At 63.2% G+C, this 20974-nt stretch carries 17 protein-coding genes; 9 read left to right on the top strand and 8 right to left on the bottom strand.

Going from position 1 to position 20974, the window contains the following annotated elements; translation table 11 throughout:
- Positions 1-2: 2 nt before the first annotated feature.
- From SKZ59_RS18350 to SKZ59_RS18340, 3 genes are read right to left on the bottom strand one after another with little or no spacing between them, the layout of a single operon-like run.
- Positions 3-473: a CreA family protein gene (locus tag SKZ59_RS18350; RefSeq protein WP_319992559.1), complete on the bottom strand. Its 471-nt coding sequence runs from the start codon at positions 471-473 to the stop codon at positions 3-5.
- A gap of 33 nt (positions 474-506) precedes the next feature.
- Complete coding sequence (locus SKZ59_RS18345; RefSeq protein WP_034751545.1) at positions 507-695, bottom strand: DUF1653 domain-containing protein; 189 nt, start codon at positions 693-695, stop codon at positions 507-509.
- Between the two features lie 10 nt (positions 696-705).
- Positions 706-1077: a hypothetical protein gene (locus SKZ59_RS18340; protein ID WP_034751548.1), complete on the bottom strand. Its 372-nt coding sequence runs from the start codon at positions 1075-1077 to the stop codon at positions 706-708.
- A gap of 570 nt (positions 1078-1647) precedes the next feature.
- Here SKZ59_RS18340 and xth point away from each other — a divergent pair.
- On the top strand, positions 1648-2412 hold the full coding sequence (gene xth, locus SKZ59_RS18335; protein WP_034751561.1) for an exodeoxyribonuclease III: 765 nt from the start codon (positions 1648-1650) through the stop codon (positions 2410-2412).
- An 81-nt stretch (positions 2413-2493) separates the two neighbouring features.
- On the opposite strand, the gene SKZ59_RS18330 is transcribed toward xth, so the two are convergent.
- Positions 2494-6153: a bifunctional diguanylate cyclase/phosphodiesterase gene (locus SKZ59_RS18330; protein ID WP_319992558.1), complete on the bottom strand. Its 3660-nt coding sequence runs from the start codon at positions 6151-6153 to the stop codon at positions 2494-2496.
- 211 nt (positions 6154-6364) lie between these two features.
- On the opposite strand from SKZ59_RS18330, the gene prpR reads away from it, so the two are divergent.
- From prpR to SKZ59_RS18305, 5 genes are all read left to right on the top strand, one after another.
- Positions 6365-7987, top strand: a complete 1623-nt coding sequence (prpR, locus tag SKZ59_RS18325; protein WP_319992557.1) for a propionate catabolism operon regulatory protein PrpR — start codon at positions 6365-6367, stop codon at positions 7985-7987.
- 24 nt (positions 7988-8011) lie between these two features.
- A complete protein-coding gene (locus SKZ59_RS18320; protein ID WP_319992556.1) occupies positions 8012-8938 on the top strand; it encodes a phytanoyl-CoA dioxygenase family protein in 927 nt (308 codons plus the stop codon).
- Between the two features lie 90 nt (positions 8939-9028).
- Positions 9029-9901, top strand: coding sequence for an alpha/beta hydrolase (locus SKZ59_RS18315; protein ID WP_319992555.1), 873 nt, complete (start codon positions 9029-9031; stop codon positions 9899-9901).
- Between the two features lie 3 nt (positions 9902-9904).
- Complete coding sequence (locus SKZ59_RS18310; protein ID WP_319992554.1) at positions 9905-10963, top strand: sensor histidine kinase; 1059 nt, start codon at positions 9905-9907, stop codon at positions 10961-10963.
- Positions 10960-11679, top strand: coding sequence for a LytR/AlgR family response regulator transcription factor (locus SKZ59_RS18305; protein ID WP_070303842.1), 720 nt, complete (start codon positions 10960-10962; stop codon positions 11677-11679). The genes SKZ59_RS18310 and SKZ59_RS18305 overlap by 4 nt, the downstream gene beginning before the upstream one ends.
- Before the next feature lie 5 nt (positions 11680-11684).
- Here SKZ59_RS18305 and SKZ59_RS18300 read toward each other — a convergent pair whose 3' ends face one another.
- The 3 genes from SKZ59_RS18300 to clpS all read right to left on the bottom strand — a co-directional run bounded on the left by SKZ59_RS18300 (position 11685) and on the right by clpS (position 17804).
- The gene (locus SKZ59_RS18300) at positions 11685-15026 is read right to left on the bottom strand and encodes a S41 family peptidase (protein ID WP_319992553.1); all 3342 of its coding nucleotides are present in this window, start codon (positions 15024-15026) and stop codon (positions 11685-11687) included.
- A gap of 178 nt (positions 15027-15204) precedes the next feature.
- Complete coding sequence (clpA, locus tag SKZ59_RS18295; RefSeq protein WP_034751575.1) at positions 15205-17505, bottom strand: ATP-dependent Clp protease ATP-binding subunit ClpA; 2301 nt, start codon at positions 17503-17505, stop codon at positions 15205-15207.
- Positions 17502-17804 (bottom strand): ATP-dependent Clp protease adapter ClpS, encoded by a 303-nt coding sequence (gene clpS, locus SKZ59_RS18290; protein WP_034751577.1) that lies wholly within the window; start codon positions 17802-17804, stop codon positions 17502-17504. The genes clpA and clpS overlap by 4 nt, the downstream gene beginning before the upstream one ends.
- 321 nt (positions 17805-18125) lie before the next feature.
- On the opposite strand from clpS, the gene SKZ59_RS18285 reads away from it, so the two are divergent.
- Complete coding sequence (locus tag SKZ59_RS18285) at positions 18126-18329, top strand: cold-shock protein (RefSeq protein ID WP_010395943.1); 204 nt, start codon at positions 18126-18128, stop codon at positions 18327-18329.
- Between the two features lie 86 nt (positions 18330-18415).
- Here the strand turns inward: SKZ59_RS18285 and icd are convergent, their stop codons facing one another.
- Positions 18416-19669: an NADP-dependent isocitrate dehydrogenase gene (icd, locus tag SKZ59_RS18280; RefSeq protein WP_046682579.1), complete on the bottom strand. Its 1254-nt coding sequence runs from the start codon at positions 19667-19669 to the stop codon at positions 18416-18418.
- A gap of 280 nt (positions 19670-19949) precedes the next feature.
- On the opposite strand from icd, the gene SKZ59_RS18275 reads away from it, so the two are divergent.
- Complete coding sequence (locus SKZ59_RS18275; protein WP_046682580.1) at positions 19950-20513, top strand: pseudouridine synthase; 564 nt, start codon at positions 19950-19952, stop codon at positions 20511-20513.
- A gap of 107 nt (positions 20514-20620) precedes the next feature.
- A complete protein-coding gene (locus tag SKZ59_RS18270; RefSeq protein ID WP_319992552.1) occupies positions 20621-20902 on the top strand; it encodes a hypothetical protein in 282 nt (93 codons plus the stop codon).
- Positions 20903-20974 lie beyond the last annotated feature (72 nt).

The following is a 20974-nucleotide window of genomic DNA, read 5'->3' as shown; positions in this document are numbered from 1 at the left end:
GCTTAACGGACGGGAATCGGCTGGCCGCCGGGCACGGCGACGGCGGTGACGCTGTTCTTCGGACTGCCCTCGATCAGGCGGTCGGAATACACGAGGTAGACGAGCGCATTGCGCTTGCTGTCGACCATGCGCACGACGCGCACGTGCTTGAAGAAGATCGAGGCACGCTCGGTAAACACTTCTTCCTGGCGCGGCAGCTTGCCCTTGAATTGCAGCGGCCCCACCTGGCGGCAAGCCACGGACGCATCGGCCTTGTCTTCGGCCAGGCCGACGGCACCCTTCAGCCCCCCGGTCTTGGCGCGCGACAGATAGCAGCTGACGCCGGCAACGCGCGGATCGTCATACGCTTCGACGACGATCTTGTGGTCAGGGCCGATCAGCTTGAACACCGTGTCGACCGAACCGATGGTTTCGGCATGTGCCGCGGCGCAGGCAAAGCCCAGCACCAAAGCGGCAGGCAGCAATTTACGCATGAAGAAAATCCCGGGCACGCACGCGGGCGGCCATCAGTTGATGGGAGCGAAACGCTGAACCATGACGCCTTCGACTTCGATCAGTTGAAAGAACACGTCTTTCGGCCGGGTCCAGATGGAACCATCCTCGGCGCGATAGACGATCATCGGCGTCAGATCCGCTTCCAGCGTGGCTTCGCACACCAGTTCGTAAATGCCGCCCTTGTAGTGCCGATAACGCATCGCCGTCCCCTCAAGCCGTTGAATCTTCGCTCTTGTCGTCGGCCAGCGCCTTCTGCTTCTGCTTCAGGCCCTGGATCACTTTCAGTATGCCTTCCATACCGGCCGCGCCATCGGCGCCGCTGAAGGCATCGAGCACCTCATTGAGCACCTTGTTGCGCACGGTCGCTTCATCGGAGGACATTTCCAGCGCGCGCTGTGCTTTCGCCGCCTTTTCGGCCGCGCTCACGCGCGGCTTGGCAGCCGTCTTGCCATGCGTCAGAGCGGCCTGCCAGATAACCCAGCGGCGCTGGGTCTCGAAAATCAGGTACTCATCCGGTTTGTCTTCTCTTCGCCGCACAATGTGGCCGTCACGCTGCGCCCACGCTTCAAATGCAGTTCGCATTTTCTTCCTTTGCAAATGCTACGCGCAAGTCTCACTATTAAAACTGCAACATTTCAAAATAGTACCATCTATTGATGTCGCAAAACAGTCTCATAGATACAGTACTGCAATTTATATAACAAGTCTGGCGGCGCCAGGGATGGAATTGACACTCCGTCCCCGGCACAGTGGTCATGTAATCGGAATAGCAATTACAACTAATTACAACTGCTTCCTGTTCGGTTCTTAACTGGGCTGTAACAAAGCCGTATGACACAGTTGTTACATTGTGCCATTTTAGTAGTTTTTATTGCGTTTTAGCGAGAAACTTTACACCTTTGTCGCGCTAAACAGCGAGACGCAGCCTGCCACGCCAGCCACTTATGCCAAATCAAACATAGGGGTTGATCAATGATACACAAAAACATAATATTCATGCGCCACGATTGGTTAAATACAAATACTTTATTGGCACCCCTTTTTTCCTGCTAGTAAATAAAGCCCATGCCCGGTAAGCCGGGCAGGACGCCATCGACACGCATGCGGTAAGATTCGCGCCTATCGCCACCTATTCAAGCAAGGATTTTTCCCATGAAACTCGCCACCTGGAACGTCAACTCGCTCAAAGTGCGCCTGCCGCAAGTGCTGCAATGGCTGACCGACAACCCGGTCGACATACTGTGCTTGCAAGAAACCAAGCTCACGGATGACAAGTTCCCCGTCGCCGAGATCGAGGCGGCCGGCTACCAGGTGGTCTTCAGCGGCCAGAAAACCTACAACGGCGTGGCCATCCTGTCGAAGCTGCCGATCACCGACGTGGTCAAGAACAATCCCCGCTATGAAGATGCGCAGCAGCGCATCCTGGCCGCCACCATCGGCGGGGTGCGCGTCGTTTGCGCCTACGTGCCGAACGGCCAGAGCGTCGACTCGGACAAATACGAATACAAGCTGGGCTGGCTGTCCGCCCTGCACGACTGGCTGGCCGAAGAAGCGCTGCAGCACCCGCAGCTGGCCGTCGTCGGCGACTACAATATCGCGCCCGACGACCGCGACGTGCACGACCCTGTCGCCTGGGCTGGCCAGGTACTGGTCTCGGACAAGGAACGCGCCGCCCTGCAGCGTCTGTTCGACATCGGCCTGACGGACGCCTTCCGCCTGTTCGAACAGGCGGACAAATCGTTCAGCTGGTGGGATTACCGCCAGCTGGGCTTCCGCCTGAACAAGGGCCTGCGCATCGACCATATTTTGCTCTCGCCCGCCCTGGCTGGCCGCTGCAAGGCTTGCGTGATCGACCGCGTGCCCCGCAAATGGGAACAGCCGTCCGACCATGCGCCAGTCGTTGCCACTATCGACTGACCGATACGGGCATCATCGACAGGGGACCACTTGCAACTGGCAACAGCCGTCCGACCATACACCCGTCATCGCGACGATCGACTAAGCAGGAAGACGTTCCAGCAGCGATTGCGCATTGGCAGCTGGAACCGGCGCGGAAAACAGATAGCCCTGCGCATAGCGGCAGCCGTTCGCCTGCAGCAGCGCGAACTGTTCTTCCGTTTCCACCCCTTCGGCCACGGCCGACAATTGCAGGCTGTCGGCCAGCGCGATGATGGCCGCCACGATGGCGCGGTCTTCCGCGCTGTGCTCGAGGTCCTTGATGAAGGCGCGGTCGATCTTGACCTTCTTCACGGGGAAGCGCTTCAGGTAAGCGAGGCTGGAATAGCCGGTGCCGAAATCGTCGATCGACAGGCGCAGGCCCATGCCATTGATCTGCCGCAGAATCTCCAGCGTATGCTCGCCGTGCTGCATCAGCGCCGTCTCGGTGATCTCGAATTCCAGCAGCGCCGGATCGATGCCCGTTTCCCGCACCACGGCGCCAATCGCCGCCACCAGGCCCTTGTGCATGAACTGGCGCGGCGACAGGTTCACCGCCAGCGGCACGGGCTGCAAGCCCATGCGCTGCCAGGCCATGCTTTGCTCGCATGCCTGGCGCATCACCCACTCGCCCACGGGCACGATCAAGCCGTTTTCCTCCATGATGGGAATGAAGCGGTCCGGCAGCACCATGCCGTGGCCGGGACGACGCCAGCGCAGCAGCACTTCCATGCCGTGCAGGCGGCGCGTGGCGATATCGATGATCGGCTGGTAAACCAGCTCGAATTGCCGCAGCGCCAGCGCCGTGCGCAAGCTGCTTTCCAGATCAAAATGCAGGGCCGCCGCCTGGTTCATCGTCTGCGTGAAGAACTGGTAGTTGTTGCGGCCATTGCCCTTGGCGTGATACATGGCCGCATCGGCATGGCGCATCAGGGCGTCGACATCGCCGCCATCGTCCGGATACACGCAGATGCCGATCGACGGCGTCACGTGCAGCACATGGCCGTCGAGCGGAAAGGCGGGCGTGAGCGCTTCGATGATCTTTTCAGCCACGCGCGCCGCTTCGTCGCCGCTGCGGATGCCCGGCACCAGCACGACGAATTCGTCGCCGCCCAGGCGCGCCACCGTGTCGCTGGCGCGCACGGCGCCGCACAGCCGGGCGGCCACTTCCTTGAGCAGCAAGTCGCCCGTCATGTGACCGAGCGAATCGTTGATCGTCTTGAAGCGATCGAGGTCGATGAACATCACGGCCAGCTTGCGCCCCGAGCGCTGCGAGGCCAGCATGGACCGTTCCAGCCGGTCCGACAGCAGCGCGCGGTTCGGCAAGCCCGTCAGGTTGTCATGGTAGGCCATGTGGTGCACGCGCGCCTCGGCCTGGCGCCGCTCGGCGATCTCGCCTTGCAGCAGCAGGTTGGCGCCGGCCAGTTCGGCCGTGCGTTCCTGCACGCGTAATTCCAGTTCGTCGCGCGCGCGGCGCACCGCCTCGGCCGCCTCGCGGCGCGCCGTCACGTCGTCGACCAGCCACACGGAACGGCCATGCGCATGCGCCAGGTCGAACGGCCGGCCGGACAGGCGCGCCCAGAAGCGGCTGCCATCCTTGCGCACCAGCTGGTATTCCGACATGTGGACCCTGCCCGCCTCGAAATCGCGCGCCGTCTCGCCGCGCGCCACCTTCCACGCGGCCACGTCCGGATACAGGGCCTGCACCGACAGGCCGTTGATCTCGCCCGGGCCATAGCCGAACAGCTCTTCCATCTTGCTGTTGGCGCGCAAATTGTAGCCGCCCTCTATCACCGAGATGCCCAGCACGGCGCTGTCGAGGATGGCCTGGTTTTCCAGCAGCGCGTTGCGCAGGGATTCTTCGGCGCGCTTGGCTTCCGTGCGGTCCTCGATGATCCAGATGGTGCCGGCGGCCGGGTCGTCCGGATTGACGACATAGGCGATCAGCTGCGCCCACAGAGTGCTGCCGTCGCGGCGCATCATCTCCACTTCCGTCTGGAACGGCTTGCCGATAGACAGGAAGGGAAACGCGGCCGCGCCCAGCAAATCGTACGATTGCTGCGACACGTACAGCGCGCGCCCGGGCAAGCCCAGCGCCTCGTCGCCGCTGTAGCCGAACATCGCGGCAAAGCCCAGGTTATAGCGCGTGATCTGGCGGTTCTTCGTGTACAGGATGCTGACCGAGGCATTCGTCATGATGGCCGCCACTTCCATCTGCGCCTGGCGGCTGGCCGTGATGTCTTCGAGGATCCAGATGGCGCCCTGCTCGCTGTGCGTCTGGTCGACGGCCTTGGCGCGGATGCGGCACCAGAACAGGCTGCCGTCGCGGCGGCGGAACAGCGATTCGTCCTGCTCGTAAGGCAAGCCCTGTCCCAGCAGCGGCGTGGCTTGCACGCCGAATGCCTCGTAGGCGGCGGGCGAGGGAAACAGCTCGGCGGCGGGCAGGCCGATCATCTCATCCTGCGTGTAGCCGAACATTTCGGCGAAGCGGGGATTGCAGCGCAGGATCAGGCGCGAACGCGAAAACAGGATGCCGACGGAGGCATTGTCGAGGATGGCCTGCTGCTCGAGCATCAGCTGGCGCGTCGCCTCCTCGGCCGCCTTCTGCGCGCTGCGGTCATCGAACAGCCAGATCGTGTCGCGCAGCGCGCGGTCGGACTGGTTTTCCGGATTCAGCACATAGCCGTAGGCCAGCGCCCAGAACGTGGAACCGTCGCGGCGGCGCATTTCCATCTCGCCCTGGAACGGCAGGCCGCGCCGCAGCAGGGGCGCGGCCTGCCGCACGACGCTCTCGTACGCCGCGCGCGACGGATACAGGTCGGCGACGGCCAGGCCTACGCCGCTGTCGCCATCGAAGCCGAAGCATTCGGCGAAGCGCCGGTTGTAGCGCAGCACGCCCTTGTCACGCTGGAAGCCGATGGCCAGCGGCGCGTTGTCCATCACGGCCTGCATTTCCAGCATGGCGCGGCGCAGCTGGTCTTCATCGCGCCGGTGGTCGCTGATATCTTCGATGATCCAGACCGTGCCGTCATGCGTATTGAGGGGATCGACGGCGCGCCCGTGCAAACGGCTCCAGAACAAGCTGCCGTCCTGGCGCCGCAATTCCAGCTCCGTGCGGTATGGCTTGCCCTTCGAGAGCAGCGGCGCCGCTTCCAGTCCCAGGGCGCGGCAATGCTCGGCGGAGCGGTACAGCACCGCGCCCGGCATGCCCGTCAGCTGGTGGCGCGCATAGCCGAGCATCTCGGCGGCGCGGATATTGCACTCCTCGATGAAGCCGCCCTTGGAAAAGATGATGCCGACGGCCGCGCTTTCCAGGATGGCCTGCTGCTCGAGCATGGACTTGCGCAAGGCTTGCTGGTCGCGCTGCTGCACGCGGATGTCGGCAAACACGAGGGTCGCACCCGGCAAGCCGTCGTCCACCAGCAGCGGCCTCGACCAGACCTGCACGGCGATGGCGCCCGACACCCCTTGCAGGCTGCTGTCCCACTGCCGCTCGCGCCCGGCCGCACCGAGCGCGCCGCGCAGCATGCTCGTGCTCGATGCACGGTAGGCGTCCGTAAAACAGTCGGCCAGCAGCCGGCCCGCTATATCCGTGCCCAGCAAGGATTGCAACGCGCCATTCGCCGCCACCACCATGCCGCAGGCATCGCAGGCGCAGGCCGGCAAGGCGATCAACTGCAAGGCATCGGCGATGAAATCGGGACTGGTCGGTACGCGGTTCATGGACACCATGGGACGGTTAAGGACGAGATAAACATGTGCCTGGGCAAAAATTCTCACAAGCATCATGGTGCTGTCAGATCATAAACCAGTTTCCCGGGGTTTTTTCATATTCCTCATTGGCAATATCTGAAACGCCACAGACCACTTGCAACACGATTGTTGCAACCGCGTTGCATGGCAAGAAAATGAAACAAATCGTTTAGAATAAAGCATGCGCCGCCCTCCCCAACCTCCGCTCGATCACCGCGACAAACCCGTCATCTGGACCGTCTCCGTCTCGCGGCTGTTCGACCTGTTCCGCGACATCACGCTCGAGTACGATGACCTGGCGACGATCGAACCGATCAACCTGGGCTTCGACGACGCCGTGCGCCATATCCGCGAACGCATGGCCACCGAGCGCTGCGACGCCGTCATCGCGGCCGGCTCGAACGGCGCCTACCTGAAAGGCCGGCTGTCGGTACCCGTCATCATCGCCAAGGCCAGCGGCTACGACGTGATGCAGGCGCTGGCGCGCGCGCGGCGCATCTCGCCGCACATCGGCGTCGTCACCTACCAGGACCCGATGCCGGAACTGGCCGAATTCGCCGCCACCTTCGGCTTCCAGATCGCGCAGCGCACCTACGCCACCGAGGAAGACGCGCGCGCGCAGATCAATGAACTGAAGGCGGCCGGCGTGAAAGCCGTCGTCGGCGCGGGCCTCGTCACCGACCTGGCCGAAGAGGCCGGGCTGGCCGCCGTCTTCGTGTATTCGGCCACGGCCATCCGGCGCGCCTTCGACGATGCGCTGGAGCTGGCGCGCCTGACGCAGATCGAATCGACGCGGGGACGCCGCGCGGTGGTGGCCGACACCCTGCGCGCACGGCACGGCCTGCACGATCTGCGCGGCGAATCGGAAGCGATGGAAGCGCTGCGCCAGTCGGTGGTGCTGTATGCGCGCTCGCCGGCGACGGTGCTGATCCAGGGCGAGACGGGCAGCGGCAAGGAACTGGTGGCACAGGCGATCCACCGCGAAAGCCCGCGCAGCCTGGGCGCTAACCGGCCTTTCATCGCCATCAATTGCGGCGCCATCGCCGAGTCCTTGCTGGAATCAGAACTGTTCGGCCACGAGGACGGCGCCTTCACGGGCGCGCGCCGGGGCGGCCATGCGGGCCTGTTCGAAGCGGCCAACCACGGCACCCTGTTCCTCGACGAAATCGGCGAAATGCCGCTGGCCCTGCAAACGCGCCTGCTGCGCGTGCTGGAAGAGCGCGAAGTGGTGCGCGTGGGCGGCACGCGGCCCATCGCCATCAATGTGCGCATCATCAGCGCCACGCACTGCGACCTGGAACAGCGCATCCGCGAAGGACGCTTCCGCGCCGACCTGTTCTACCGCCTGGCCGTGCTGCGCCTGCATTTGCCCGCCTTGCGCGAACGCGCCAGCGATATTCCCGGCCTGGCCGAATGGTCGCTGAAAAATGCGCTGGCCGCGCTGGGCGCGCGTCCGCACCCCAACCTGCACGCGGAAATCCAGGCTTGCGCGCCGCTGCTGCGCCGCTACGGCTGGCCCGGCAACGTGCGCGAACTGCGCAACCTGGCCGAGCGCCTGGCCCTGTTCCTGGCCGCCGAACCGCTGCAGGCGCTCACGCCCGCCTTCGTGCTGGGCGTGGCGCCGGAACTGGCCAACGCTGCCGGCACGCCGGCGCTGCCGCCGCAGCCTGCCGCCACCGCACCGCGCCTGGAAGTCGAAAGCGCCAGCGCCGTGCTGGCGCGCTTCGGCGGGCGCCGCGACGCCGCCGCCCACTACCTCGGCATCAGCCGCACCACGCTGTGGCGCCGCCTGCGCGCCGGCTGATTTTTCAACCATTCCCTACTCACCATGGACGACTGGCCTCACCTGCTCGAATTATGGCAACGCTGCACGGGACATGGTGGCGCGAGCGGCAACCAGGGGCTGGCGCGCGACCACCGCGACATCAAGGCGCTGTACGCGCGCGGCATTTCGATGGAAGACGCCATGCAGTTCCTGTTCCAGCAACGCCCTACCCTGGAAGCCTTTCAGGCGTGGCTGGCTGGTCGCACGCGCATCCGTCCGACGCACGCCGCCAGCCCTCACCAGGACGTGCTGTCCGCCGCAGAGCTGCGCCATTTCGACGAGCACGGCTATCTGGTACTGCGCGGCGCCGTACCGCGCACGCAGTGCGCAGCTGCCCGGGCGGCCATCTGGGACTACCTGGGCGCCAGCCCCGATGATCCGGCATCGTGGTACCAGCCGCACCCGGGCAAGCGGGGCCTGATGCTGCAGTTTTCCGACCATCGGGCCCTCGAGGAAAACCGCCACAGCGCGCACATCCGCCACGCCTTCCAGCAACTGTACGGCACCGGCACCGGCATCTACGCCAGCATCGACAAGGTCAGTTTCAATCCGCCGGAAACACCGCAGCACCGCTTCCTTGGAAGCGCCCTGCACTGGGACGTCAGCCTGCAACAGCCGGTTCCCTTCAAGCTGCAAGGCATGCTGTACCTGAGCGACTGTCCCGCGCAGCACGGCGCATTCCATTGCGTGCCCGGCTTCCAGCACCGCATGGCCGACTGGCTGCGGCAAGTGCCGCCGGGCCGCCAGCCGCGCGAATGGGCGATCGACAACTTGCGGCCCGTGCCCGTCGACGGCATGGCCGGCGATTTCATCATCTGGCACCAGGCCCTGCCCCATTGCGCCACGCCCAACCGCGGCCCGGCGCCGCGCATGGTGCAGTACCTGACCTACCTTCCCGACCATTGCCAGGACCAGGATGTGTGGATATGAACCGCTCATCCCGCCCTGCCGCCGCTCATCCCGCGGCGCTGGCGGCCGCACGCCGACGCCGCTAGCATGGTCGTCAAGGAGGAGTACCCAATGAAACGAACACTGCAAACTTGTATCCTGCTCGCCGGCGTGCTGCTGGCGGGTGCCAGCCAGGCCGCCGCGCCTGCGGCCTTCACGGTCGACGTCACGGGCCAGGGCCGCCCGCTGATCCTGATTCCCCGCCTGGCGTCATCGGGCGAAGTCTGGCAAGGCACGGTGGCGCGCCTGTGCGGCCCGCAAGCCGCGCGCCAATGCCACGTGCTGACACTGGCCGGCTTTGCCGGCGCGGCGCCCATCGAAGGCGACCTGCTGGCGCAGGCGGAACAACAGCTGGCCGATTACATCGTGGCGAAAAAACTGAGCCAGCCGGCCATCATCGGACATAGCCTGGGCGGCTTCCTGGCCCTGAAAATGGCCATCGACCATCCGGCGCAAACGGGCAAGCTGGTGATCGTCGACTCGCTGCCGGCGCTGGGCGCGACGCAGCTGCCCTCCATCACACCACCGCAGCTGCAAGCCATGGCGACGCAGATGCAATCGGCCATGCGCGCCCAGGATGCGGCGACCACCATCGCCAGCCAGCGCCGCACCGTCACCAGCATGGCAACGGCGCCGACCGACGTGGAACGCATCATCGGCTGGGGCCAGCGCTCGGACCGCGAAACGGTGATCAACGCCATGGGCACCCTGATTGCCAGCGACCTGCGCCAGGACGTGGCGAAAATAAAATCGCCGACCCTGGTGCTGGGCACCTGGATCGCCTACAAGGACTACGCGCCGCGCGCCGCCATCGAAGCGACCTTCCAGCGGCAGTATGCACAGCTGCCCGGCGTGCAGATCGCGCTGGCCGACACGGCGCGCCACTTCATCATGTACGACCAGCCGGACTGGATGGTTGCGCGCATCGAACAGTTCCTGGACTAGGCGGTGAACGCACCCTTGTACCGGCCGCCGCTGCTGGCCAGGATCAACTGGTACTGGACCTTCCAGCTGGCCGGCTGGGGTGCGCTCGCCCTGTTCAACAGCGTGTATGGCGGCGCCTCGCAGCTGCGCATCGTCGTGGCGATTGCCTGCTGGGGTTCGCTGGGCGGGCTGCTGCTGTCGCACCTGTGGCATGGCGTCCTGCTCCGGCGCGGCTGGGTGGCGAGCGGCATGCGCTGGACACGCGTGCTGCCATCATTATTGCTGTTGGCCGCCATCCAGACGGCCAGCGTGACGGCCGCCTTCCACGTCATGTATCCGCCCGATGTCCTGCGCGGCCTGGCCTGGCTGCCCGGTGCGCTGCTGTTCTGGTTCGGGGTATTTTTGACCTGGACGGTGTTTTACTTTACCGCGCTGTCGCTGCGGCGCGCCGCCCACCTGGAAGCGGAAACCCTGCGCCTGCAGCTGCATGGGCGGGAAGCGGAACTGCGCGCCCTGCAGGCGCAAGTCAATCCGCATTTCTTCTTCAACAGCCTCAATAGCGTGCGCGCGCTGATCTTCGAAGACCGCGACGCGGCCGCGCACATGATCGACCAGCTGGCGGGCCTGATGCGCCACGCGCTGCAGTCGGGCCAGCACGCCACCGTGCCGCTGGCGGCCGAACTGGACGCCGTGCGCGCTTACCTGGCCATCGAGCAGATACGCTTCGAGGAACGCCTGCGCGTCAGCTTCGCGATCGAGATCAGCGCGCCCACTCTGGAACATGTGCGCGTGCCGCCCATGGCCGTTCAAACGCTGGTGGAAAACGCCGTCAAATATGGCGTCGAAGCGAGCGCCGATGGCGGCGACATCCGCATTGCCGCGCAGCGCAGCGCTGGCACGGGTACGTTGCAGATCGAGGTGGCCAACACGGGCCAACTGCGCGGCGCGTCCGGCTCCACCGGCATCGGCTTGCGCAATGCGCGCCAGCGCTTGCAGCTGGCCTGCGGCGAGCGCGCCAGCCTGGCCTTGCGCCAAGAGGCGGGCTGGATCTACGCCACCATCGACCTGCCGGAGCCGCCATGAATGGAGCGCCGCTCAAGGTCATGCTGGTCGATGACGAGCGCCTGGCGCGCGCCGAGCTGCGCCGGCTGCTGGCGCCGCATGTGCAGCACGGCGCCGTGGAGATCGTCGGCGAGGCGGCCAGCGCGGCCGATGCCGTCGCGCAGATCGGCAAGCTGCGCCCCGACCTGCTGCTGCTCGACGTGCAGATGCCGGGCGGCTCCGGTTTCGACCTGCTGGCCGCGCTCGATGAGGCGCCCGACGTCATCTTTTGCACGGCCTTCGACCAGTACGCGCTGCAGGCGTTCGAGGTGAGCGCCCTCGACTACCTGCAAAAACCCGTGCAGGCGGCGCGCCTGGCCACGGCGCTGGCGCGCGCCGGCGCGCGGGTGCAAGCCGTGCCGCCGCCTGCGCCGCGCAAGGTATTCATCAAGGATGGGGAACGCTGCTGGTTCGTCGCGTTTGGCGATATCCGCCTGCTGGAATCGGAAGGCAACTACACGCGCGTGCATTTCGGCGCGCAGCGGCCGCTGATGCTGCGCACCCTGAACCAGCTGGAAGAAAAGCTCGATCCCGCCCTGTTCCTGCGCGCCAACCGGCGCCAGATCGTCAACCTGGCGCAGGTGGCGCAGCTGGCGCCGAACGCCGCCGATGGCCTAGCCCTGCACCTGCAGGACGGCAGCGTGGTCGAGGTGTCGCGCCGCCGCGCGCAGCAGTTCAAGGCCGCCTGCGGCCTGTAGCCGCCTTACTTCAGCGCGGGGATAGGCTGCGCCTGGAAGGCGGGGCGCGGCTGCTCCTTGAGCTTTTTCGCCAGCATGTCGAGCGCCACTTCCAGCTGGCGGTCGGCGCCATTGAAGGTGGCGTGCGGCGGGTTTTCCACCTCCACGTCCGGCACCACGCCCACGCCTTCGATCAGCCACTGGCCATCGATGCCGAACTGGCCGTTTTCCGCCACGCGCGCCATGCCGTTGTCGGCCAGGCGCGTATTGTCGCTGAGCCAGACGCCGGCGCCGGCCGTGCGCTTGCCCACCAGCGGCGCCAGTTTCAATGCCTTGATGCCGGCCGCGAAGGTCTCGCCATCGGAATACGTGAGTTCATCGACCAGCACCACCAAATGGCCGCGGAAGGTGTTCTGCATGTTCGACGATGGCTGCACGCCAGGCGGCGCCCAGTAAGCCCAGGCCTTGCGCAGCAGTTTTTCAATGATCCAGCTGTCGATATTGCCGCCGTTATTGCGCCGCACGTCGATGATCAAGCCTTCGCGGTTGATATTCGCGTAAAAATCGCGCGCGAACGAGGCGATGTCATTGGCGCCCATGGCGCGCAGGTGCAGGTAGCCGATGCGTCCCTGCGAGGCGGCAGCCACCTGCTCGGCGCGGCTCAATTCCCAGTCGCCATAGCGCAGCGCCGTCTGTTTCGCCATGTTGACGGGCGTGACGATGACGGCGCGCGGCGCGCCTTTGCTCCGTTTGACTTGCAGCAGCACCTGCTTGTCGGCCTGATTCAACAGCAAATCGCTGATGTCGCGCGCGGCCAGCACGTCCTTGCCGTTGACGGCCGTGATCACGTCGCCCACCTTCACATCCACTTCGGGGCGCGACAGCGGTGCGCGCGCCGACGGCAATTCCGCTTCGCTGCGGTAGACATGCTCGACCCGGTAGCCCTCGCTGGTGCGCGCCAGCACGGCGCCCAGGCCCGCCGGCGTGCCTTCCTGCTCCGTGCGGCGCAATTCGCCGGGACGGATCTGCGAATGCAGGGCGCCCACTTCGGCCACCATCATGCCCAGCACGTCATTGAGCTCGGCGCGGTCCGTGACCCGCTCGACCAGCGGCGCATATTTGTCGCGCGCCGCCTTCCAGTTCACGCCCCGCATCTTCGCGTCGTACAGGAAGTCGCGGTGCAGGCGCCAGGCATCGTTGAACATCTGCTTCCATTCCAGGCGCGGATTCGACACAAACGTCCAGTCGTCGACCTTGACCTTGGATTTCGACAGGTCGGTCGGCAGCTTGGCGCCCGCCTCGATCACCAGCATCTCGCCCGGGCCGGTGGCTGCCGCCGTCCTGTAGTACAAATGCTTTTTATCTTGCGCCAGGTCGAATTCGCGCACATTGGCCACAAGCAGTTCCGGCTTGGAGCCGGTATTGCCAATCGCTAAGGTCTTCAGGCTGGACTTGTTCTCGCCGCTGTCGCGCTCGAGGAAATACAGGCGTTTGTCGTCGGCGGCCAGCGCGCTGTAGTTGCCCGCCGCCAGCGGCACTTCATACAAACGCTCGGCCAGGCCCTGGCTGACGATGGCCGGCAAGGCGACCGGCGCTTTCTTCACGGCCGACTTGCCGCCGGCCTTTTCCAATGCCTTTTCCGCCGCCTGTTCGGCCGCCTTTTCATCGTCCGTCTCGGCCGGCTTGACGCCAGGACGGCTCAGCTCATCGTCGGGCTGGAACGGGAAACGGTTGCCCGGCTGCAGCGCCAGCGCATACACGCCGACGCGCTTGTCGAACACGGGACCCATGTTGCGGTCGCCCCATGGCGAGCCGTTGGCCAGCTGGAAATTGCGCGCCGACAGGAAGTACAACCACTTGCCGTCGGGCGAAAACACGGGCGAACCGGACGTGTAGCGGTCGCTGGTGACGAACTGCAGCTGTTTCGATGCGAGGTTATACAGGCCGATCTGCTCGCGCTGCTCGTTGCTGGCCACGCGCACGATGGCCAGGTTGCGGCTGTCGGGCGACCATTGCACTTCGTCGTGCTTGTCCACGCCCGCCTTGCCCGCATCGTCGATCAGCTGATTGCCCCTGGTCGTCAGGTCCAGCAGCCAGAAACGGCCCTTCTTGTCCGTGTGGGCCAGCCAGCGCCCGTCCGGCGACGGGTACAGTTTCCAGCGGTGGTTATCGCCCTGCGTCGTCAGCTGCTCGCCCTTGCCCGAGCCATCGGCGGCGTATTTCCAGATTTCATTCTCTCCGCTCGTGTCGACGATGGCGAACACGGATTTTTCGTCACTGGAAAAGATGGCGTCGCGCGCCCTTGCCCCATCGGGAATGGCGATGTCGACACGGCGCAGGCTGCCCGTGCCGGCGATGCTGACCTTGCCGCGCGCCGTCAGGATGATGCGCTCATCCTTGCCCGAGAGCTGCACATTGGAGAGGGTGTCGAGCGGCGAACGGATCTGGCGCGCGCGCTGCTGGTCGAAGTCGGACACGAGGCTGATCGGCAAAGGCGACGAGTCCGTCCCTGCCGCCAGGTCCAGCACGTGCAAATCAGCGCCCAATTGATACACGATCTTGCCATCGCCCAGCTGCGCATTGCGCACATCCCACTGCGTGTGGGTCGTCAAGGCGCGGCGGTCGGAGCCGTCGGGCAGCATGCTCCACAGATTGTCGCTGCCGCCCTCGTCACTGATGTAATAGACGCGGCCCTGCCACCACATGGGGCGCTTGTTGTTGCCCGCCGACACGGCAGGCTCCGTATGCATGCGCACGGCCTCGCCCTTGCCATCGAGGTCAAAGCGCCACAGGGTGGCATGCGCGCCGCCCCGGTAGTTGCGCACATTGTCGTTGGTCATGGCCAGGCCGAAACGCGTGAAGAACAGCGTCTTGCCAGAGTCGTCGAGCACGGCGTCGTTGGCGTCGGCCACGGGAAACACGCGCCGCGTCTGTTTTACGGGGTCGATGGCGGCGACGATGCGGCGCGATGCGGGGCCATCCGTGTTTTGCGTGCTGACCAGTACTTCGCCCTGCGCCGTCCAGCCCAGCACCAGCACGCCGCCATTGTCATACGAAATGCGGCGCGGCAAGCCGCCTGCCAACGGCATCACATACGCTTCCTGCGCCCCTTCGTAGGCGGCGGAAAACGCCAGCCACTGGCCGTCGCGCGAAATCGCCGCGTTCGTTTCATAGCCGGGATGCGTGGTCAGGCGCTGCGCCGCGCCGCCGCGCAGATTGCTTTTCCACAAATCGCCTTCGGCCGTGAAGACGACGGTGTCGCCGCGCACGGCGGGAAAACGGAAATAGCTGCCGGCAGGCGCGGCAGCAGCGTCAGCCAGCAGGCCGGCGGACAACAGGAGCAAGGCAAGAGTGCGGGAAATTTTCATGTGGGCATCCAGATAGCGGTCAGGGCGATGAGACGGCATGGACATCATGTCGATACCGGTCAGCAATTCTGGCATAACTGCGGCCAAAGAAAACCTTCTTTATTGCCCACAAAGACGTAAAAAAACCCGCGCCACTTGCGTGGGCGGGTTTCTGGATCGCACTTGGCGAAGGAGCCGATTACTCCACTTCCACCGTTTCCGGTGCCGCCGTCGGCGCCGCGTCTGGTGGTTCCGGGAATTCCAGCAAGACCTGGTCCTTGTCGTCGAGGTCGACCGTGACACGTCCACCGGTAACCAGGCGGCCGAACAACAGCTCGTCGGCCAGGGCTTTGCGGATCATGTCCTGGATCAAGCGCGCCATCGGCCGCGCGCCCATCAGCGGATCGAAGCCCTTCTTGCCGAGGAAAGCACGCAGCTTCTCGGTAAATACGGCTTCGACCTTTTTCTCGTGCAACTGCTCTTCCAGTTGCATGAGGAACTTGTCGACCACGCGCAGGATGATTTCCTGGTCCAGCGCACGGAAACTGATGGTCGCGTCGATACGGTTGCGGAACTCCGGCGTAAACATGCGCTTGATGTCGGCCATCTCGTCGCCAGCCTGCTTCGAATTCGTGAAACCGATCGACGTCTTTTGCAAGCTTTCCGCGCCCGCATTGGTCGTCATGATGATGATCACATTGCGGAAATCGGCTTTGCGGCCATTGTTGTCCGTCAAGGTGCCGTGATCCATCACTTGCAGCAGGATATTGAAAATGTCCGGATGGGCTTTTTCAATTTCATCGAGCAGCAAGACCGCATGCGGCTTCTTGGTGATCGCTTCCGTCAGCAAGCCGCCCTGGTCGAAACCGACGTAGCCCGGTGGCGCGCCGATCAAACGGCTGACGGCGTGGCGTTCCATGTATTCCGACATGTCGAAACGGATCAGCTCGATACCGAGGATAAACGCCAGTTGCTTGGCCACCTCGGTCTTGCCGACGCCGGTCGGACCGGAGAACAGGAAGGAGCCGATCGGCTTGTCCGTCTTGCCCAGGCCGGCACGGGCCATTTTGATGGCCGAAGCCAGCGCGTCGATGGCGGGATCTTGCCCGAACACGACATTGCGCAAGTCGCGGTCGATCGTCTGCAGCTTGCTGCGGTCGTCCTGGTTCACCGTTTGCGGCGGAATGCGCGCGATCTTGGCAATGATGTCCTCGATCTCGGCCTTGCCGATGGTTTTCTTTTGCTTCGACTTCGGCAAGATGCGCTGCGCCGCGCCCGCTTCATCGATGACGTCGATCGCTTTGTCGGGCAGATGGCGGTCGTTGATGAAGCGCGCCGCCAGTTCAGCCGCCGTCGACAGGGCCGAGGCCGAGTATTTCACGCCATGGTGCTCTTCGAAGCGCGATTTGAGGCCGCGCAAGATTTGCACGGTTTGCTCGACGGTCGGCTCGTTGACGTCCACTTTCTGGAAGCGGCGGCTCAAGGCATGGTCTTTCTCGAACACGCCGCGGAATTCCGTGTACGTGGTCGCGCCGATGCATTTCAGCTGGCCATTCGCCAGTGCCGGTTTCAGCAGGTTGGACGCGTCCAGGGTGCCGCCCGACGCCGAGCCCGCACCGATGATGGTGTGGATCTCGTCGATGAACAGGATGCCGTTTGGATTGTCCTTCAACTGCTTCAGCACGGCTTTCAGGCGCTGTTCGAAGTCGCCGCGGTATTTGGTACCGGCCAGCAAGGCGCCCATGTCCAGCGAATACACGACGGCATTCTGCAGGATTTCCGGCACGTCGCTTTGCGTGATGCGGTAGGCCAAGCCTTCGGCGATGGCCGTCTTGCCCACGCCCGCCTCGCCGACGAGCAGCGGATTGTTCTTGCGGCGGCGGCACAGGATCTGGATCACGCGGTCGACTTCTTCCTCGCGGCCGATCAGCGGGTCGATCTTGCCTTCGGCAGCGGCCTTGTTCAGGTTTTGCGTGAACTGGTCGAGCGGGCTTTCCTTCGGCTGGCCATCGACAGGCGCTTCTTCCACGCCTTCGGAGGCTTTCGCGCTTTCCGTCGACTGGTCCTTGCGCACGCCGTGCGAGATGAAATTGACCACGTCCAGACGCGTCACGCCCTGCTGGTGCAGGTAGTAAACAGCATGCGAATCCTTTTCGCCGAAGATGGCCACGAGCACATTGGCGCCCGTGACTTCCTTCTTGCCGTTCGAGGCGGACTGGACGTGCATGATGGCGCGCTGAATCACGCGCTGGAAACCAAGCGTCGGCTGGGTGTCGACTTCGCCCGTGCCAGGCACGGTCGGCGTGTTATCGCCGATGAAATTGGTGAGGGTCTTGCGCAGGTCTTCTATATTGACCGCGCAGGCACGCAACACCTCGGCAGCGGAGGGATTGTCCAGCAGTGCCAGCAGTAAATGCTCAACCGTGATGAATTCGTGCCGTGCCTGCCGAGCTTCGACAAACGCCATGTGCAAACTTACTTCTAATTCCTGCGCAATCATACTTCCTCCATCACGCACTGCAGGGGATGCCCCGCCTTGCGCGCATGCGTTAAAACGAACTCCACTTTGGTACACGCTATATCTTTAGAGAACACGCCGCACACTCCTTTGCCGTAGCGATGAACACTGAGCATGATTTGCGTCGCCGTTTCACGGTCCTTGTTGAAATACTCCTGAATGATGGCCACCACGAATTCCATCGGGGTGTAGTCGTCATTGAGCAAGGCCACCTGGTAGAGCGGTGGCGGCTTCAGCACTTGCCGCTCCAGCAGGGTTTCTGTGTCGTGCTTGGTTGCCATACGCTTATTCTAATGCTTTCACAGTGGTTGTCATGCGCAATATCTACGCCTTTCCAATTGTTTTCAATCTTACGCGTTTTCTTAATAGTGCGCAGATGGCGACCTTGCCGTCAAAATCAAGAGTTGCTTTTTTGGTTGTCGTGAAGAATTTGGCAATATCGATGGAAAAGCGCTTGACTTCATTATTTATTCCGCCAACAATGCTGTATCGACTGTTGCAGTAATGTACAGCTTGATAAGAAGTGAGACGTCGAGGAGGGGGCAAGAAGCTTCTTGCTTTTATGGCTCGTGTGATTTGTTTTAATTTTGAAAGTTCTTTTTATGGCAACAGGTACAGTTAAGTGGTTCAATGATTCCAAAGGTTTTGGCTTCATCACTCCAGATGATGGCGGCGAAGATTTGTTTGCTCATTTCTCCGCAATCAACATGAACGGTTTCAAGACCCTCAAAGAAGGTCAAAAAGTTCAATTCGAAGTCACGCAAGGCCCTAAAGGCAAGCAAGCTTCCAACATCCAAGCAGCCTAAGCATCGCCGGCCCTCAGATGTGAAAAACCCCGTTTTCGAACGGGGTTTTTTTTCGTCCGCAGGGCGCACGGCGCCCTGCCCCTCTATTACATGTGCTCGATCATCACCTCGCCGAAACCGGAGCACGACACTTGTGTGGCGCCTTCCATCAGGCGGGCGAAATCATAGGTGACGCGCTTCGAGGCGATCGATTTTTGCATCGAGGAAATGACCAGATCGGCCGCTTCCAGCCAGCCCATGTGGCGCAGCATCATTTCCGCCGACAAGATCAAGGAACCGGGGTTGACGTAGTCCTTGCCCGCGTACTTGGGCGCCGTGCCGTGCGTCGCCTCGAACATGGCGACGGAGTCGGACAGGTTGGCGCCTGGCGCGATGCCGATGCCGCCCACTTGCGCCGCCAGCGCATCGGAAATGTAATCACCGTTCAGATTCAGGGTGGCGATGACGCTGTATTCGGCCGGACGCAGCAGAATCTGTTGCAGGAACGCGTCAGCGATGGAATCCTTGACGATGATGTCGCGGCCCGTCTTCGGATTCTTGAACTTGCACCATGGACCGCCATCGATCAACTCGGCGCCAAATTCCTTTTGCGCCAGCGCATACGCCCAGTCGCGGAAGCCGCCTTCCGTGTACTTCATGATGTTACCTTTGTGCACGATCGTCACGGATGGCTTGTCATTGTCGATCGCATACTGGATGGCCTTGCGCACGAGACGCTCCGTACCTTCGATGGACACGGGTTTGATGCCCAGGCCCGACGTGGCCGGGAAGCGGATCTTCGTCACGCCCATTTCATTGACGAGGAAATCCATCAATTTCTTGGCTTCGGGCGAGCCTTGCTGGTATTCGATGCCGGCATAGATATCTTCCGAGTTTTCGCGGAAAATCACCATGTCCGTCTTTTCCGGCTCTTTCACGGGCGACGGCACGCCCGTGAAGTAGCGCACGGGGCGCAGGCAGACGTACAGATCGAGCTGCTGGCGCAATGCCACGTTCAGCGAACGGATGCCGCCGCCGACAGGCGTCGTCAACGGGCCCTTGATGGAAACGACATAATCCTTGAGCACTTCCAGTGTTTCTTCCGGCAGCCACACATCGGGGCCGTACACATTCGTCGATTTTTCGCCTGCGTAGATTTCCATCCAGCTGATCTTGCGCGCGCCGCCGTAGGCCTTGGCCACGGCAGCGTCGATCACCTTGATCATGACCGGGCTGATATCGATGCCCGTGCCATCGCCTTCAATGAAGGGAACGATGGGATTATCTGGTACATTCAGCGAAAAATCGGCGTTGACGGTGATTTTTTGGCCGTCAGCAGGTACAGTGATATGTTGATACATCGTGATCTCCGAAGTGGGACACACCGCTGGCGGGCAACACAGGCCGGCGACGCGCTCTGCGATTGCAGAGTTTACAAAAACAAGTCCGAACAGGGCGGCAACAACGCACTTTAGCAGGGAAAGAACACTCGGGCCATCGGCATCGCCAAAGAAGCGCATCGCCATAGTCTTCTATAAGACATAAGACTAACGTTTCACATTATGCACCAGTATCTTACAGGGCGCCACGCTTTTGCGGCGCCGACCAGCAGCCACCCTCGTTTGCATCCATTTATCCAGCATGCCACTCATTCTCTTCAATAAACCATTCCAGGTCCTGTGCCAATTTTCGCCGCAGGATGGCCGCACCACCCTGGCCGACCATCTCACCATCCCAGGCATCTATCCGGCCGGCCGGCTCGACGCCGACAGCGAAGGCTTGCTGCTGCTGACGGACGACGGCCGCCTGCAGCACGAGATCAGCCACCCGGACCGCAAGGAAGCGAAAACCTACCTGGTGCAAGTCGACGGCGTGCCCGATGCGGCCAGCCTGGCGCGCCTGCAAGCGCCGCTGGACCTGGGCGACTTCATCACCAAGCCGTGCAAGGCCGTGCGCATCGCCGAGCCGGACTGGCTGTGGCCCCGCAATCCACCGATCCGCGCGCGTGCCGACAAGCCGACCTCGTGGCTGGCGATCACCTTGAAAGAAGGAAAAAACCGCCAAGTGCGGCGCATGACGGCGGCTGTCGGCCTGCCCACCCTGCGCCTGGTGCGCAGCGCCATCGGCCCGTTCTCGCTGGCCAGCCATCCATTGATGCCCGGCGAATGGTGCGAAGTGCCAGCCGAAAACATTGGCAAGGCGTAAGCAGCACAAGAAAGAACGGCGATGGTAGCGAATTTTTCCAATAAGCACTATTTATTTTTAGATAATGCATTAAAATCATCTAACCTTCACATGACGGAAAAGGAAAGATGATGAAAAAAGTAATTTTAACCCTGGCCGCTTCCCTGCTCGCCGGTGCCGCACTGGCCCAGTCGGGCGCCCAGGTGCACGCATCCGCCGCGACCGATGCCGTCAAGCCGCCACCCGCATCGGCAGCCAGCCACGCCTCGGCCGCCACCGACGCCAGCAAGCCCGTGCCGCCGGCGTCCGCCTCCGTCAACGCATCGGCCGCAACCGATGCGCCGCGCCTGATTCCCCAGGCGCGCAAGACGAAGCAGCCGGCCGCTGAAGCAGGCAAGCCCGTGAAATAAGCGCAGTCCCGGGCTGACGACGGCGAGCATGTTGCTGTAACCCCACGCTTTCGATGCGGCCGGGCAGCATGC

This window comes from Janthinobacterium sp. GMG2, assembly GCF_033949445.1.
GTDB classification, from domain to species: domain Bacteria; phylum Pseudomonadota; class Gammaproteobacteria; order Burkholderiales; family Burkholderiaceae_D; genus Janthinobacterium; species Janthinobacterium aestuarii.
The sequence above is the reverse complement of the archived record's forward strand: the minus strand, read 5'-3'. Positions and strand labels throughout refer to the sequence as shown.